The 13,467-nt window shown below is 74.6% G+C and carries 14 protein-coding genes and 1 tRNA gene; 8 read left to right on the forward strand and 7 right to left on the reverse strand.

Annotated elements, in window-relative coordinates; genetic code table 11:
• Positions 1-28: 28 nt before the first annotated feature.
• Positions 29-460: a DNA-binding protein gene (locus FHX73_RS02685; RefSeq protein WP_145903079.1), complete on the forward strand. Its 432-nt coding sequence runs from the start codon at positions 29-31 to the stop codon at positions 458-460.
• 85 nt (positions 461-545) lie between these two features.
• On the forward strand, positions 546-1,532 hold the full coding sequence (locus tag FHX73_RS02690) for an NAD-dependent epimerase/dehydratase family protein (protein ID WP_145903080.1): 987 nt from the start codon (positions 546-548) through the stop codon (positions 1,530-1,532).
• Positions 1,533-1,692: 160 nt separating this feature from the next.
• On the opposite strand, the gene FHX73_RS02695 is transcribed toward FHX73_RS02690, so the two are convergent.
• Positions 1,693-2,142 carry an ATP-binding protein gene (locus FHX73_RS02695; RefSeq protein ID WP_145903081.1) on the reverse strand — a complete coding sequence of 150 codons (450 nt, stop codon included), beginning with the start codon at positions 2,140-2,142 and terminating at the stop codon, positions 1,693-1,695.
• Between the two features lie 210 nt (positions 2,143-2,352).
• Here FHX73_RS02695 and FHX73_RS02700 point away from each other — a divergent pair, with 210 nt between their 5' ends.
• The 3 genes from FHX73_RS02700 (at position 2,353) to FHX73_RS02710 (ending at position 6,773) form a co-directional block, all read left to right on the forward strand.
• A complete protein-coding gene (locus FHX73_RS02700; RefSeq protein WP_145903082.1) occupies positions 2,353-3,723 on the forward strand; it encodes an NsdA family TPR-like regulatory protein in 1,371 nt (456 codons plus the stop codon).
• A 71-nt stretch (positions 3,724-3,794) separates the two neighbouring features.
• Entirely contained in the window at positions 3,795-4,979 is a 1,185-nt protein-coding gene (locus FHX73_RS02705) for a winged helix DNA-binding domain-containing protein (protein WP_145903083.1), read from the forward strand.
• A 192-nt stretch (positions 4,980-5,171) separates the two neighbouring features.
• A complete protein-coding gene (locus FHX73_RS02710) occupies positions 5,172-6,773 on the forward strand; it encodes a glycoside hydrolase family 27 protein (RefSeq protein WP_145903084.1) in 1,602 nt (533 codons plus the stop codon).
• A 73-nt stretch (positions 6,774-6,846) separates the two neighbouring features.
• Here FHX73_RS02710 and FHX73_RS02715 read toward each other — a convergent pair.
• A tRNA-Cys gene (locus FHX73_RS02715) sits at positions 6,847-6,917 on the reverse strand.
• Positions 6,918-6,994: 77 nt separating this feature from the next.
• Positions 6,995-7,912 (reverse strand): LysR family transcriptional regulator, encoded by a 918-nt coding sequence (locus FHX73_RS02720; protein ID WP_145903085.1) that lies wholly within the window; start codon positions 7,910-7,912, stop codon positions 6,995-6,997.
• An 85-nt stretch (positions 7,913-7,997) separates the two neighbouring features.
• Between FHX73_RS02720 and FHX73_RS02725 the strand changes: the two genes are divergently transcribed.
• Positions 7,998-8,852, forward strand: a complete 855-nt coding sequence (locus tag FHX73_RS02725) for an oxidoreductase (RefSeq protein WP_145903086.1) — start codon at positions 7,998-8,000, stop codon at positions 8,850-8,852.
• An 83-nt stretch (positions 8,853-8,935) separates the two neighbouring features.
• A complete protein-coding gene (locus FHX73_RS02730; protein WP_145903087.1) occupies positions 8,936-9,646 on the forward strand; it encodes an RraA family protein in 711 nt (236 codons plus the stop codon).
• A gap of 19 nt (positions 9,647-9,665) precedes the next feature.
• Here the strand turns inward: FHX73_RS02730 and FHX73_RS02735 are convergent, their stop codons facing one another.
• Both FHX73_RS02735 and FHX73_RS02740 read right to left on the reverse strand, forming a co-directional pair.
• Positions 9,666-10,139: a nuclear transport factor 2 family protein gene (locus FHX73_RS02735; RefSeq protein WP_145903088.1), complete on the reverse strand. Its 474-nt coding sequence runs from the start codon at positions 10,137-10,139 to the stop codon at positions 9,666-9,668.
• Between the two features lie 83 nt (positions 10,140-10,222).
• Complete coding sequence (locus FHX73_RS02740; protein WP_145903089.1) at positions 10,223-11,113, reverse strand: LysR family transcriptional regulator; 891 nt, start codon at positions 11,111-11,113, stop codon at positions 10,223-10,225.
• A 213-nt stretch (positions 11,114-11,326) separates the two neighbouring features.
• Between FHX73_RS02740 and FHX73_RS02745 the strand changes: the two genes are divergently transcribed.
• Complete coding sequence (locus FHX73_RS02745; protein ID WP_246213316.1) at positions 11,327-11,860, forward strand: DUF6817 domain-containing protein; 534 nt, start codon at positions 11,327-11,329, stop codon at positions 11,858-11,860.
• Between the two features lie 7 nt (positions 11,861-11,867).
• Here the strand turns inward: FHX73_RS02745 and FHX73_RS02750 are convergent, their stop codons facing one another.
• Complete coding sequence (locus FHX73_RS02750) at positions 11,868-12,440, reverse strand: DinB family protein (RefSeq protein WP_145903090.1); 573 nt, start codon at positions 12,438-12,440, stop codon at positions 11,868-11,870.
• A gap of 356 nt (positions 12,441-12,796) precedes the next feature.
• A complete protein-coding gene (locus tag FHX73_RS02755; protein ID WP_145903091.1) occupies positions 12,797-13,435 on the reverse strand; it encodes a hypothetical protein in 639 nt (212 codons plus the stop codon).
• Positions 13,436-13,467: the final 32 nt, after the last annotated feature.

Genomic DNA, 13,467 nt, shown 5'->3' on the forward strand with positions numbered 1-13,467 from the left:
AAGATGACTAGCCGTCAATCTTGCCACCATGACTGCCACCGAGAACCCGTTCGCCGCCCCCGACCCCGAGCAGGCCCGCGCCAAGCGGGTGCCCGCCGCGCTCTTCCGGATCGCCGAGCGGCACGCCGCCACGCCCGAGCAGCGGGGCCGCCAGGTGCACCCGATGGTGCTCGGGCCGCACGAGGCGGTCCGGCTGGTCGGCTTCCTGCTCTCCGGGGCCGCCCTCGCGGAGGAGGGGGAGGCCGCCGTGGACCGGGACGACGTGCTGGCCGCGCTCACCCTGCTCCCCCTGGTCCGGGCCGAGCTGGACGAGTTGGAGCTCGGCCTGCTCCGGATGGCCCGCGGCCGCGACCTCACCTGGCAGGACATCGCCTTCGGCCTGGGCCTCAACACCCCGCAGGCCGCCCGGCAGCGCGCGGAGCGGCTCACGGACCGGGTGGCGGACGGCGCCGAGGGCTGAGCCACCGTCTGCGCTCACAGCGGACCGCGTTCGCTGCGAGCGTGCGGGCGTTGTCGGGTCCGCGCCCGGCTGCGAAAGTCGGCCCATGCGACTTCTGGTACTGGGTGGGACCGAGTTCGTCGGGCGGGCGTTCGCCGAGGAGGCGGTGGCACGCGGGTGGGAGGTGACCCTGCTGAACCGGGGCAACCATCCGGCCCCCGAGGGGGTGCGGTCACTGTGGGGGCACCGGCTGGCGTTCGACGGGCTGCGGGCGCTGGACGAGGGCGACTGGGACATCGCCGTGGACACCTGGAGCGGCGCGCCGGCCGCCGTGCGGGCCGCGGCCCGGCGGCTGGCCGGGCGGGTCGGCCACTACCTCTACGTCTCCAGCCGGTCGGTCTACGCCTTCCCCACCGTCGACGGGCTCAACGAGCTGGCGGCGGTCGAGGACGGCGACCCGGGCAGCACCGACGCCACCCCCTACGGAGCGGCCAAGCGCGGGGGCGAGCTCGCCGCGCAGGAGGTGTTCGGCGAGCGGGCGCTGCTCGCCCGGGCGGGCCTGGTGCTCGGACCGCACGAGAACGTGGGCCGACTGCCCTGGTGGCTGAACCACATCGCCCGGGGCGGCCGGGTGCTCGCCCCCGGCCCGCGCGAGCTGCCGATCCAGTACCTGGACGCGCGCGACCTCGCGCGCTGGGGGCTGGACGCGGCGGCGGCCGGCCTGGGCGGCGCCTACAACCTGGTCTCCCCGCCGGGTGCCAACACCATGGGCGACCTGGTCGACGCCTGCGTCACGGTCACCGGCGCCGCGGCCGAGCCGGTCTGGCTCCCGCCCGAGGCGCTCGCGGCCGCCGGCGTCGAACCGTGGACCCAACTGCCCGTCTGGATCCCGCCGGGCGACCTGCACCGTGTCATGCACCTCGGCGACACCGCCAAGGCCGCCACCGCCGGCCTGCGCTGCCGGCCGCTGCAGGAGACCGTCGCCGACACCTGGGCCTGGCTGCGGACCCTGCCCGGCCGCGCGCCCGCCGGCACCGCGCACTCGCCGACCGGCATCACCGAGGAGCTGGAGCGCCGCCTGCTCGGCGGCTGACCCGCACTCAGCCCCGGTCCACCGCGGCGGGCCGGGGCCCGCACGCCGAAACCCCCGCGCACAGCCGATGTGCATATGACGCTTTATCGACCATGCGGACCACCGAGCGGGCGGCCCGGCCCCCACGGCCGGGCCGCCCGCGACCTCCCCCGAGGGGCCGCTACCGCCGCTGCCCCACCGCCACCGGTCCCCCGCGCCGCCCGGTCGGCACCGCCCCCACCGGGAAGGCGAAGTAGACGACCTTGCCCCCCGGCAACGGCCGCCACCCCCACCCCCCGGCCAGCGCGTCCACCAGCACCAGCCCGCGCCCCGACGGCAGTTCGTCCCCGGCCGAGAGCATCACCGGCGGCCGCTGCGAGCGGTCCGCCACCTCGACCAGGAGCGTCTCGTCCCCCCAGACGACCGAGACCCGGCACTCGCCCCCGGCGTGCTCCAGCGCGTTGGCCACCAACTCGCTGACGCACAACCGCAGGTCGTCCAGGGTGTCCTCGGACAGCGGCGTCCCCCAGTCCCGCGCGAGTCCGACCACCCGCTCACGCGCCCGCCGCACCGCGTCGCCGTTGGCGGTGAGGTGGAATTCGTCCCGCAGGGGACGGTAGTCGCGCTCCATGACGGCTTCTCCTCGACGTTCCCGGGGAACGGCCGAGCGGATCCGCTCAAGCCGCCCCCCACGACTGATACACAGTCAATCGGGTTACGTGATGGTTGAGAACGGGCCATGCTTGACTCAGTCGTGAATGACGTGAATCGCGACCGGACCCTGGACGCGGGGGCGTCCCAAGGGGTCCGATAAACGGGGGCGCAAGGGAACGGGGGAGCCATGACCCGCACACCGAACAGACAGCTGGCCTCACTGATGGGTGAGGCCCGCTGGGGCAACGACCAGCTGGCCCGGGCGGTCAACCGCACCGGCCGGGACGCCGGGCTGGAACTGACCTACGACCACTCGTCGGTCTCGCACTGGCTCCGGGGGGTCCGGCCGAGACCGGCGGTCCGCCCGGTGATCAACGAGGCCTTCGCCCGTCGGCTCGGCCGACCGGTCACCTCCCAGGAGGCCGGTTTCGGTCCGACGCCGAAGACCGCCGGGAGCCGCCTGACCACCGGACCGGCCGACGGGAACCGCCTGGAGGGCCTGGTCGACCTGGTCCGGGACGACATGGATCCGTCCCGCCGCACGATGCTGGCCGCCGGCCTCTACTCGGCCGCCATGCTGGTGCCCGGGTACACGGAGCTCGGGCACCGGTTGGACGGCGCGCAGCAGGAGGTGCGCGCCGGGCGCACGGTCCGCATCGGGGAGAGCGAAGTCGAGACCGTGCGCGCCATGACGGAGCGGATAGCCGCGATCCTCGACGAGCTCGGCGGCGGCCACGCCCGCCCGATGAGCGCGGCCTTCCTGGCCAACACGGTGATGCCCTGGCTCTCCGCCGACGGCTCGCCCAGCACCAAGAAGTCGATGCTGGCCGCCGCCTCCGACCTGGTCTACCTGACCGGCTGGATGGCGATGTACGAACGGGCGCACGGCCTGGGCCAGCAGTACTTCGGCGAGGCGCTGTCCCTCGCCCAGGACGGCCAGGACCACGTGACCTACTGCCGCACGCTGCGCGGCATGTCGCTGCAGGCCGCCAACCTGGGCTACGGTCCGCGCGCCCTGGAGTACGCGGACGCCGCCGCCGAGTGCGCGCCGGCCGCCGGCCCCCGGCTGACCGCCTTCCTGCGCGGCCAACAGGCGCACGGCGCCGCCCTGGTGCACGACCAGCGGCTCGCCTTCTCCCGGCTGAACGAGACGGAGATCGCGCTGGGCAAGGCCGACGGCCGCAACGACGCGGTCGGCGGCTACGACTGGGCGGCCTACCACTTCCACGTCTCCAGCGTGCTGTACGCGCTGGGCGACCTGCCGGGCTCGATCCGGGCGATGATCCAGTCCAACCGGGTCCGACCGGCCAACGAGCGCCAGGGCCGGCTGCACGCCAACGGCGTGCTCGCCTCCCGCCAGTGGGAGTTGGGGCACATCGAGGCCGCCGCCGGCACCTGGGGCGAGTTCCTGGACGACTACACCGCGCTCTCCACCTCCCGCGGCGACGAGCACTTCGACGTGCTGCGCCGCAGCCTGACCAGCCAGCCGGGCAACCGCCAGGTCCGGCGGCTGGGCGAGCGGGTGCGCGAGGTGGCCCGGCAGAAGGCCGCCGCCTGACGGATCGTCACCGGCGCACCGCCCGCTGACGGTGCGCCGGACTGTCGGAGCGCCCGGTTACGCTCCGGGGCATGGCCACGCACCCCACCAGCCCCGCCCGGTTCACCGACGAGCAGCGCCGCGCCCGGCTGGCCCGGCGGCACCTGTTGCTGCCCGGCGCCCGGGCGGGCCGGGTGGAGCGGGTGGCGGACGCCCTGGTCGGGCTGCACGCCACCGACGCGGCCACGGTGTACCTGTCGGCCTGCGCCCGGCTGGCCGAGCCCTCGGCCGCCGAGGTGGAGCGCGCCCTCTACGGGGACGTCAGCCTGGTGAAGCTGCTGTCGATGCGGCGCACCATCTTCGCGGTCAGCGCGGAGCTGGCACCGCAGGTGAGTGCGGCGGCGGCCAGGGCGATCGCGGTCAAGGAGCGGGCCACCCTGATGAAGCACCTGCGCGACGGTGCCGAGGGGTGGGACGAGCGGCGGCTGGCCGAGGCCGAGCGGGCGGTGCTGGCCGCACTGGCCGAGCGGGGCGAGGCGACCACCGCCGAGCTCGCCGAGGACGTGCCGGCGCTGCGCGAGACGATCCTGATGGCGCCGGGCAAGCCGTACGAGGCTCGGCAGAGCGTGGGCAGCCGGCTGCTGCGGCTGCTCGCCTCGGACGGGCACATGCGGCGCTGCAAGCCGCGCGGCTCCTGGCTCAGCAGCAGCTACCCGTGGGCGCTGGTCGCGCCCTGGCCGGACGTGCCGGTGCGCGAGGCCAAGGCGGAGGTGATCCGCCGCTGGCTGGCCGGCTACGGGCCGGGCACGGTGGAGGACGTCAAGTGGTGGACCGGCTGGACGCTGCGCGAGGTGCGCACGGCGCTGGCCGACCTGGGCGCGGTGGAGGTGTCGCTGGACGGCGGCGGCACCGGCCTGGTGCTCCCCGGGGACGTCGAGGAGTCCACCGAGGTGGAGCCCTGGGCGGCGCTGCTGCCGGGCCTGGACCCGACGGTGCTCGGCTGGCGGGGCCGCGACTGGTACCTGGATCCGGAGCTGGCGCCGGCGCTGTTCGACCGCAGCGGCAACAACGGTCCGACGGTGTGGTGGAACGGCCGGGTGGTCGGCGGCTGGGCGCAGCGGGCCGACGGCGAGCTGGTCTGGCGGCTGCTGCGGGACGTCGGCACGGCGGGCGAGGTGGCCGTGGCGGCCGAGGCGGAGCGGCTGGCGGGCTGGTTGGACGGGGTCCGGGTGACCCCGCGGTTCCGCACCCCGTTGGAGCGCGAGCTGACCGCCTGAGCGGGCCGCTGATCGGTCCGCTGATCGGGCCGCCTGAGCTGACCGCTTGAGCGCAGCTGACCGAACTCACACCCTACTGATCATTTTTCAACACAAAAACTCGATACTGCACGGTAATTGACGGAGCGTCCGCTCAATAGTTCTCTTGTTCCAACATTTTGGCTCAGTCCTCCCCTCTCCCCGGAGCCGCTGATGCACATCCGTCGACTGACCCGCTCCCTGCTCGCCAAGGCCGCCGTGCTGCTCCTCCTGGCACCGCTGGCCCCGGCCGCCCTGCTCGCCGCCGCTCCCCCGGCCGCCGCGCTCGACAACGGCCTGGCCACCACTCCCCCGCTCGGCTTCAACGACTGGAACGCCTACGGCTGCAACGTCTCCGAGGCGCTGATCAAGGCCACCGCCGACGCCATGCACAGCAACGGCATGCAGGCGGCCGGCTACCAGTACGTCAACATCGACGACTGCTGGATGACCTCGAACCGCGACGCCGCCGGCCACCTGGTGCCCGACCCGGCCAAGTTCCCCGACGGCATCTCCGGCACCGCCGCCTACGTGCACGGCCTCGGGCTGAAGCTCGGCATCTACGAGGACGCCGGCACCGCCACCTGCGCCGGCTACCCCGGCAGCCTGGGCCACGAGACCCAGGACGCCGCCTCGTTCGCCGCCTGGGGCGTCGACTACCTGAAGTACGACAACTGCTCCAACCAGGGGATCAGCGCCACCACCCGGTACACCGCGATGCGGGACGCGCTGCGCGCGACCGGGCGGCCGATCCTGTTCAGCCTCTGCAACTGGGGCCAGGAGTCGGTCTGGACCTGGGGCGCGCCGGTCGGCAACTCCTGGCGCACCACCAACGACATCAACGCGAGCTACGGCAGCATGCTCGGCATCTTCCACGCCAACGTGGGCCTGGGCGCCTTCGCCGGGCCCGGCCACTGGAACGACCCGGACATGCTGGAGGTGGGCAACGGGATGTCCGCCACCGAGGACCGCAGCGAGTTCACCCTCTGGTCGGAGATGTCGGCGCCGCTGATCGCCGGTACCAACGTCGCCGCGGCCTCCGCCGACACGCTGGCCACCCTGACCAACCGTCAGGTGCTCGCGGTGGACCAGGACCCGCTGGGCCGCCAGGGGCAACTGGTCGCCGCCGGCGGCGGGCTGGACGTGCTGGCCAAGCCGCTGGCCGGCGGGGACGTCGCGGTGGTGCTCTTCAACGAGAACTCCGCCGCCGCGACCATCTCCACCAGCACCGGCGCGATCGGCAAGGCGGCCGCCGGGACCTACACCCTGACCGACCTGTGGAGCGGGGCCAGCAGCACCACCGGCGGCCCGATCAGCGCGACGGTGCCGGGGCACGGCACGGTGATGTACCGGGTCTCGGGCGGCGGCGCGCCCGCCGTCCCGTCCGGCGTGGTCTCGGCCACCGGGGCGGGCAAGTGCCTGGACGTGCCGTGGGCCGGGACCACCCCGGGCACCCAGCTGGAGATCTGGGACTGCAACGGCGGCGGCAACCAGGTGTGGACCCGGACCCCGTCGGGCCAACTCACCGTCTACACCGGCGGTGACACCCGCTGCCTGGACGCCTACGACAACCAGACCACCCCGGGCACCAAGGTGGAGATCTGGAGCTGCAACGGCGGCGCCAACCAGCAGTGGCGGTTCAACCCCGACGGCACGGTCACCGGGGTGCAGTCCGGACTCTGCCTGGACGTGACCGGGGGCAGCGTCACGGACGGCGCGCTCGCCCAGCTGTGGACCTGTGCCGGCGGCTCCAACCAACAGTGGCGGCTGAGCTGAGCCGTGCTCGGCTGACGCCGACGGGGCCGGTCGACTGACTGCGCGTCAGCCGACCGGCCCCGTCGTGCTGCCGAGGTGGAGAAAGGATTCGAACCTCTGTGCGCGGCGTTGCGAGCCGCTGCCTCGCCACTCGGCCACTCCACCCGGTGTCATCCGGTGTCACTCGGACGACACGATCATGGCGGACCCGGGACGGCGCGGACGAGTCGGCGCGCGCCCGTTCACTCCGTTGGCGGCCGCCCCGCGCGGACACCGCCCGTCCGGCCCAACAGCGCGCCGGCCCGGGCCAGCAGCGCCCGGCCGGCCGGACTGTGCGGGCCGTCGGCCCGCCAGGCGAGCACCAGGCGGCCGCGCAGTGCCGGCGGGTCGATCGCGATGGTGTGCAACTCGTCCGGGCGGGCGGCGGCGTAGCCGCCGGGCAGGATCGCCGCACCCAGGCCGCGGGCGGCGAGCGCGGCGAGCGTGCCCGGGTCGCTGGCCTCGAAGGCGATCCGCGGCGTCATCCCGACCTCGGCGCAGGCGTCCGCGAGCAGGGCCCGCAGGCCGGTGCCCTCGGGCAGGCTGATCAGCGGCTGGTCGCGCAACTCGGCGAGCGGCAGCACGTCGTGGGCGGCCAGCTCGTGGTCGTGGCTGACCGCGGCGACCACCGGCTGGTCCTCGATCACCCGCACCGCCAGGCCGTCCGGCGTGCGCGGGCCGATGCTGACGACGGCCAGGTCGAGCCGGCCGCCGCGCAGGCCCTCGATCAGCTCGGCCGAGTCGGCCACCCCGAGGGTGATCTCGACCGCCGGGTGGTCCCGGTGGAAGTCGGCCAGCAGGTCGGGGAGTTCGACGTCGTGCGAGGTGACCGCGCCGATCGCCACCCGGCCGCGCAGCAGGCCGGTCAGCTCGTCGACCGCCTGCCGGGCGCCGGCCACGGCCGCCAGCGCCGCCCGGGCGTACGGCAGCACCGCCGCGCCCACCTCGGTGAGCCGCACCGAGCGGCCCGAGCGGTCCAGCAGCTCCTGGCCCAACTCGCGCTCCAGCCGCCGGATCTGGGCGCTCACCCCCGGCTGCGCCACGTGCACCCGGGCGGCCGCCCTGGTGAAGTTGCGCTCCTCGGCCACGGCCACGAAGTACTGAAGCTGGCGCAGTTCCATGATCGGGGAGTATAGGGACGGGGTCCGACAGTGCCGGCCGCTTCGGTAGGGTCGGCAGCACGTGAGAGTGATCGAGGGGGATCGAATGACGGACAGTCAGATCGACGACAGCGCGCGCCGTTGGTTCATCACCGGCGCCAACAGCGGCTTCGGCGCGGCCTTCGCCCGGGCCGCGCTGGCCGCGGGCGACCTGGTGGTCGCGGGAGTGCGGCGGCCGGAGACGGTGGCCGGGCTGGTGGGGGAGTTCCCGGGCCGGATCAGCGCGGTGCGCCTGGACGTGACCGACCCGGAGCAGTGCGAGCAGGCCGTCAAGGACGCGCTCGCCGCCTTCGGGCGGATCGACGTGCTGGTCAACAACGCGGGCTTCGGGCTGGTCGGCGCCGTCGAGGAGACCGGCGAGGAGGAGCTGCGCCGGCTGATGGAGGTGATGTTCTTCGGCCCGCTGCGGCTCACCCGGCTGGTGCTGCCGCACCTGCGGGCGCAGCGCAGCGGCACCGTCGTGCAGGTCAGCAGCATGGGCGGGGCGCTCTCCTTCCCGGGCGTCGGCGGCTACAGCGCCGCCAAGGGCGCGCTGGAGCTGGCCTCCGAGGCGCTGGCCGGCGAGGTCGCGCCGCTCGGGATCAAGGTGCTGATCGTCGAACCCGGCGCCTTCCGCACCGAGTTCGCCGGTCCCGCGCTGCAGGGCTCCACGGTGATCGAGGACTACGAGTCGACCGTCGGCCCGGTCCGCAGCGGCCTCTCCGGCAGCCACGGCCTGCAGCCCGGCGACCCGGCCAAGGCCGCCGACGCGCTGCTCGCCGCGCTCGCCCTGCCCGAGCCGCCGCTGCGCCTCGCACTGGGCGCGGACGCGGTCGCGGCGATCCGCGGCAAGCTCGCCGCCGTCGCCGCCGACCTGGACGCCACCGCGGAGCTGAGCCTGAGCACCGCGCACCAGGACTGACGGCGGGTCAGGGCGGCCGGGCCCTGGCAGAATCCGCCGGGGATCGTCGACGCATCGTCGGCCGCCCGACCGAAGGGATCGAGATGGACCAGCAGGAGCTCACGGAGCGGTTCGCCACCCTCACCACCGCGCACCTCGCCGACGCGTGCATCCGGGCCGCGGCGCCCGTGCGGTGCGCGCCGGCGGCGGTGCGGCCGTTCCTCGCGGGCGGCAAGGTGGCCGGCCGGGTGGCGCCCGCGCGGCACGTCGGCAGCGTGGACCTGTTCCTGGAGGTGCTGGAACGCCACGCGGAGCCGGGCGACGTGCTGGTGGTGGACAACGGCGGCCGGCTCGACGAGGCGTGCGTCGGCGACTTGGTGGCGCTGGAGGTGGCCCGCGCCGGGCTGGGCGGCGTGGTGATCTGGGGCCTGCACCGGGACTCCGCCGACCTGCGCGCCATCGGGCTGCCGGTGTTCAGCCTGGGCGCCCTGCCGACCGGCCCGCAGCGCCTGGACCCGCGGCACGCCGAGGCGGTGGCCTCCGCCGTGGTCGGCGACTGGCGGGTGGACCGGTCGGACCTGGTCTTCGGCGACGAGGACGGCGTGCTCTTCCTCCCCGCCGACCGGGCCGAGGAGTTGCTCGCCCTGGCCGAGTCGATCCGCGACACCGAGCGCCGGCAGGCCGAGCGGATCCACGGCGGCACCTCGCTGCGGGCCCAGCTCGGCTTCGCCGCCTACCTCGCCGAGCGCGACCGGAACCCGGCGCACACCTTCCGCGACCACCTGCGCGGCATCGGCGGCGCGATCGAGGAGTAGCCCTCCAGCGCAGGCCCGTTCAGCCCTGGTCGGCCCCCGGCGCGAGCGGCAGCCCGAAGGCCTCGGCCACCGCCAGCGGGTTGGCGTAGCTGCGCAGCCGGGTGATCAGGCCGCCCCGCACCCGGGCGATCAGCAGCAGGTCCAGGGCGAACTCCCGGCCGGTCGCCGGCACCCGCCCGTGCAGCCGGTGCTCGGCGACCACCGACTCGCCGTCCGCGGCCTCGTACACCCGCACGTCCGTCACCGCCTCGAACCGCTGCACCGTCGCACCCTGGCGCAGGTGCTCGCGGAAGGCGGCCCGCCCGGGCGGCTGCTCGGGGGCGCCGGGCAGCCGGTAGGGCTGCTCGAAGACGGCGTCCTCGGCGAAGAGTTCGGCCATCTCCTCGGACGGGCCGGCGGCGGTGCGGCGCAGCAGTTCCTCGATCACCTCGCGCGGCGTGGTGGTGGCGGTGCCGGTGGCGGTGCTGGTGGCGCTGGAGTTGCTTTCGGGCATGGCGGACCTCCGGAGTGACGACGACTCAGACGGACTGATCACTCCGGATACTAATCGGACCACGCGCTCCGTTTCTACTGCTCCTACTGCCGGACCCCCACCGCGTCCGCGAACTCCCGGGCCGGCCGGCTGAGCGCGTCCCACTGCCGGGCCGCCCAGCCGACGGCCAGCGGCGGCAGCTCCGGGATCGGGATCAGCCGCAGCGACGGGTGCTCGGCGGCCCGCCAGCCGGGCAGCGCGGGCACCACGGCGGTGCCCAGGTCCAGTTCGGCCAGCATCACGGCGGTGTCCCAGTCGGCCACGCTGGTGGTCGCGCCGGGCTCGCCGGGTCCGCCGGGGGCCGCGGCCAGTTGGCCGTCCAGGTGGGCGCGGCCGGCCGAGTTCTCCGGCAGCCGGATCGGCTGCAGCCCGTGCAGCTCGGCGGCCGCCACCCGCTCGCGGCCGGCCAGCGGGTGCGAGGCGTGCACCGCGAGCACCCAGGGCAGCGAGAGCACCGGGCGCTGCTCCAGCCCCCGCACCGGTGCGCCGATGGTGATCCAGGCCAGGTCGGCCTCGCCGGCCAGCAGCGCGTCGAAGCAGCTGCGGGTGGAGGTCTCGGTGCGGAACTCCAGGTGCACCTCCGGGTGTCGGCGCCGGAACTCCACCACGCCCGCCGACATGAAGTGCCGCACCGTGGTGGCGCCGGTGGTGATCCGCACCGTGCCGCTCTCGCCGTCGCGCAGGTCGCGCAGCCGCCGCAGCGCCAGGTCGAGCTGGGCGATGCTGCCGCCGGCCGCCCGGTGCAGGATCCGCCCCGCCTCGGTCGGCGCCACGCCGCGCGGCTGACGCTCCAACAGGGTCAGGCCGAGCTCCGTCTCCAGCCGCCGCACATGCTGGCTGATCGCCGACTGGGTGCGGCCGTGCTCCCGGGCCACCGCGCTCAGGTTGCCCGCCTCGCAGGCGGCGACGAAGACTCGCAGGTCATCGAGGGTCATGGGGCCACGGTAGCGGCTCGAACCCAAGGAATCCCTTGGAGAAATGGAAGAAAACCAGATGATTGACTTGGATGTGCGCGGTGCTGAACCATCGTCAGTGGCCCGGGGCGGTACCTGTCCGGGGGAAACGGCGGCGGCGATCCGGACCCGGACGACGACCGCGAGGGACAGGTGCCGGCCCCGGGGATCGCCTTCCGGAAGGGGACCCGAACCGTGGCAGCACTCCCACTGGCCGATGCCCTGCTGCGCTCGCTGGGCGCCGCCGAACTGGACCACCCCGGCGGCACCCTGCTGGCCCACCTGCACCGGGTCCGCGAGCTGCTCGCCGACTGGGGCGCCCGGCCCGACCTCCAGCTGGCCGGCCTCTGCCACGCCTGCTACGGCACCGACGGCTTCGCCACCGCGCTGCTCCCGCCGGACCGGCGGGCCGAGCTGGCGGCGGCGATCGGACCGGCCGCCGAGGCGATCGTGCACGCCTACGCGAGCTGCGAGCGCGCCCCCACCTACCGCTCGCTGACCGCCGTTCCGCCGCTCTTCCACGACCGCTTCGCCGGGCGGACCTACGGCCCGACCCCGGAGCAGCAGCGGGACTTCGCCGAGCTGACCGCCGCCAACGAGCTGGACCTGGTCCGCCAGGACCCGGAGTTCCGCGCCCGCTACGGCCCCGCGCTGCTGGGCCTGTTCACCCGGTTCGAGCCGCTGCTCAGCGCCCCGGCCCGGCGGACGGTCGCCGAGCTGCTGGGCTGACCACCGCTCAGGCGGTGCCGGCCGGCACGCCGGTGACGTCGTGCAGGTGGTGCAGCGGGTCGTGGATGAAGTACTGCGCGAAGGTGCGCACCGTGAACCGGGCGCCGTCCGAGCGGTCGCCGGTGCGCGCCCACTGCTCGCCCGCGACCTGCTCGAAGTCGGCGGCGATCCGCTCGGCCGCCTCGGCCAGCTCCACCGCGACCACGGCCGGGTCCTGCTCCCCGTAGCGCTCGGCGAGCGCGGTCTCGTCCTGGTCCCAGTTGGGGAAGAGCGGGCCGTCCTGGGTGAGCATCAGGTCCAGCCGGAAGGCGAAGAGCCGGAAGACGTCCCGCACGTGGCAGGCGTACTCCAGGGCCGACCAGGTGGCCGGGTCGGGGCGGCGGCGCAGCTCGGCGGCCGGCTCGGCGGCCAGCACCGCGGTCCAGCCGGCGGCGTTCGCCCGGACCAGGGCCGGGACGGCGGTGGGGGCCACGGCCGGGGTGTCCAGCCCGCAGTCGGGGCAGGCCCGCTCCAACACCCAGGTCCAGTCCTTGGTGTCGGGGACGATGGCATCTTCGAAGGAGTCGTTCGCGCTGGTCATGGGCCTAGCGTGCCGGGTTCGGCACGGTCCGCGCCAGTGGCGGGAATGCCACCCGCCGTCGAGATCCCGCCAGCGCGGCGCTCTGCCGGAGCGGCTGCGCGGCGCCGCCGGCGGGAGCCCACACTCCCGACGGCGGCACCCGCAGATCTCGTCCGACCGCCAGCACGGTCGAACGGTGACGGGGCGACGGACGATGACCGACCGGGTGCCGGTCAGCGAGCTTCGTCCACCATCTCGGTTGATCAGCTGATCTACTGAATTCATATCAGCTGACACAACGTCTTGGAAGGTCCGTCCGCCACCCGTTCGGGCCGGGTCGGCGCGGACCGGTCCGGGTCAGCGGGGATCGGTCCGGGTCAGCGCGGATTGGGCCGGTCCAGGTTCCAGTGCCGGACCACCTGGCAGACCCAGGACTCGTCGTCCTTGCTGGCGGGGATCAGCGAGAACCGGCTGATCGTGCGCTGGCCGCCCTCGCCGTCGCCGTAGAGCAGGTCGATGTTGACCCGCTCCCGGTTCTTCACCGCCACGGCCACCTCCTCGAAGTACGGGTCCGCCGCGTCCCGCACCGCCGCGTGCCAGAAGCTGGTGTCCCCCGGGGCCACGTAGAGGTCACGGGTCTGCGGGCGGAAGTCGGCCGGGTCCGGACTCTCCTGGGAGTAGGTGAGCGGGTGCTCGACCGGCCGCCAGCCGTGGATCACGCCGAGTCCGGGGCCCACGTTGCGGATCGAGGCGGCCAGGTAGAGGCCGCCGTCGACGATCCGCAGGTAGCCCGCGCTGCCCGGCAGGTGGGCCCAGTGCCCGTCCATCCAGATCAGCTTCTGGGTGGGCGCCTCCAGCCGGGAGGAGATCAGCAGCGGGCGCAGCGAGGCGAGCACCGCCCGCTCGGCGGAGAGCGCGGCGCGGTCGGCCGAGCGGATCGAGCCGAAGGCGGCCCCGGCGAGCACCAGGGTGCCGCCGGCGGTGGCCAGCGCGGAGATGGTGGCCCAGTCAGCCATCGGTCCGCCCCTCGCTGTCATGGTCTGAAGAT

Origin of the sequence: Kitasatospora viridis (assembly GCF_007829815.1) — a bacterium.
Taxonomy (GTDB): domain Bacteria; phylum Actinomycetota; class Actinomycetes; order Streptomycetales; family Streptomycetaceae; genus Kitasatospora; species Kitasatospora viridis.

What these genes read in the sequence shown, in the direction of transcription:
- FHX73_RS02685 (WP_145903079.1), top strand. Translation starts at nt 29, where the DNA reads ATGACTGCCACCGAGAACCCGTTCGCCGCCCCCGACCCCGAGCAGGCC.
- FHX73_RS02690 (WP_145903080.1), top strand. Translation starts at nt 546, where the DNA reads ATGCGACTTCTGGTACTGGGTGGGACCGAGTTCGTCGGGCGGGCGTTC.
- FHX73_RS02695 (WP_145903081.1), bottom strand. Translation starts at nt 2,142, where the DNA reads ATGGAGCGCGACTACCGTCCCCTGCGGGACGAATTCCACCTCACCGCC.
- FHX73_RS02700 (WP_145903082.1), top strand. Translation starts at nt 2,353, where the DNA reads ATGACCCGCACACCGAACAGACAGCTGGCCTCACTGATGGGTGAGGCC.
- FHX73_RS02705 (WP_145903083.1), top strand. Translation starts at nt 3,795, where the DNA reads ATGGCCACGCACCCCACCAGCCCCGCCCGGTTCACCGACGAGCAGCGC.
- FHX73_RS02710 (WP_145903084.1), top strand. Translation starts at nt 5,172, where the DNA reads ATGCACATCCGTCGACTGACCCGCTCCCTGCTCGCCAAGGCCGCCGTG.
- FHX73_RS02720 (WP_145903085.1), bottom strand. Translation starts at nt 7,912, where the DNA reads ATGGAACTGCGCCAGCTTCAGTACTTCGTGGCCGTGGCCGAGGAGCGC.
- FHX73_RS02725 (WP_145903086.1), top strand. Translation starts at nt 7,998, where the DNA reads ATGACGGACAGTCAGATCGACGACAGCGCGCGCCGTTGGTTCATCACC.
- FHX73_RS02730 (WP_145903087.1), top strand. Translation starts at nt 8,936, where the DNA reads ATGGACCAGCAGGAGCTCACGGAGCGGTTCGCCACCCTCACCACCGCG.
- FHX73_RS02735 (WP_145903088.1), bottom strand. Translation starts at nt 10,139, where the DNA reads ATGCCCGAAAGCAACTCCAGCGCCACCAGCACCGCCACCGGCACCGCC.
- FHX73_RS02740 (WP_145903089.1), bottom strand. Translation starts at nt 11,113, where the DNA reads ATGACCCTCGATGACCTGCGAGTCTTCGTCGCCGCCTGCGAGGCGGGC.
- FHX73_RS02750 (WP_145903090.1), bottom strand. Translation starts at nt 12,440, where the DNA reads ATGACCAGCGCGAACGACTCCTTCGAAGATGCCATCGTCCCCGACACC.
- FHX73_RS02755 (WP_145903091.1), bottom strand. Translation starts at nt 13,435, where the DNA reads ATGGCTGACTGGGCCACCATCTCCGCGCTGGCCACCGCCGGCGGCACC.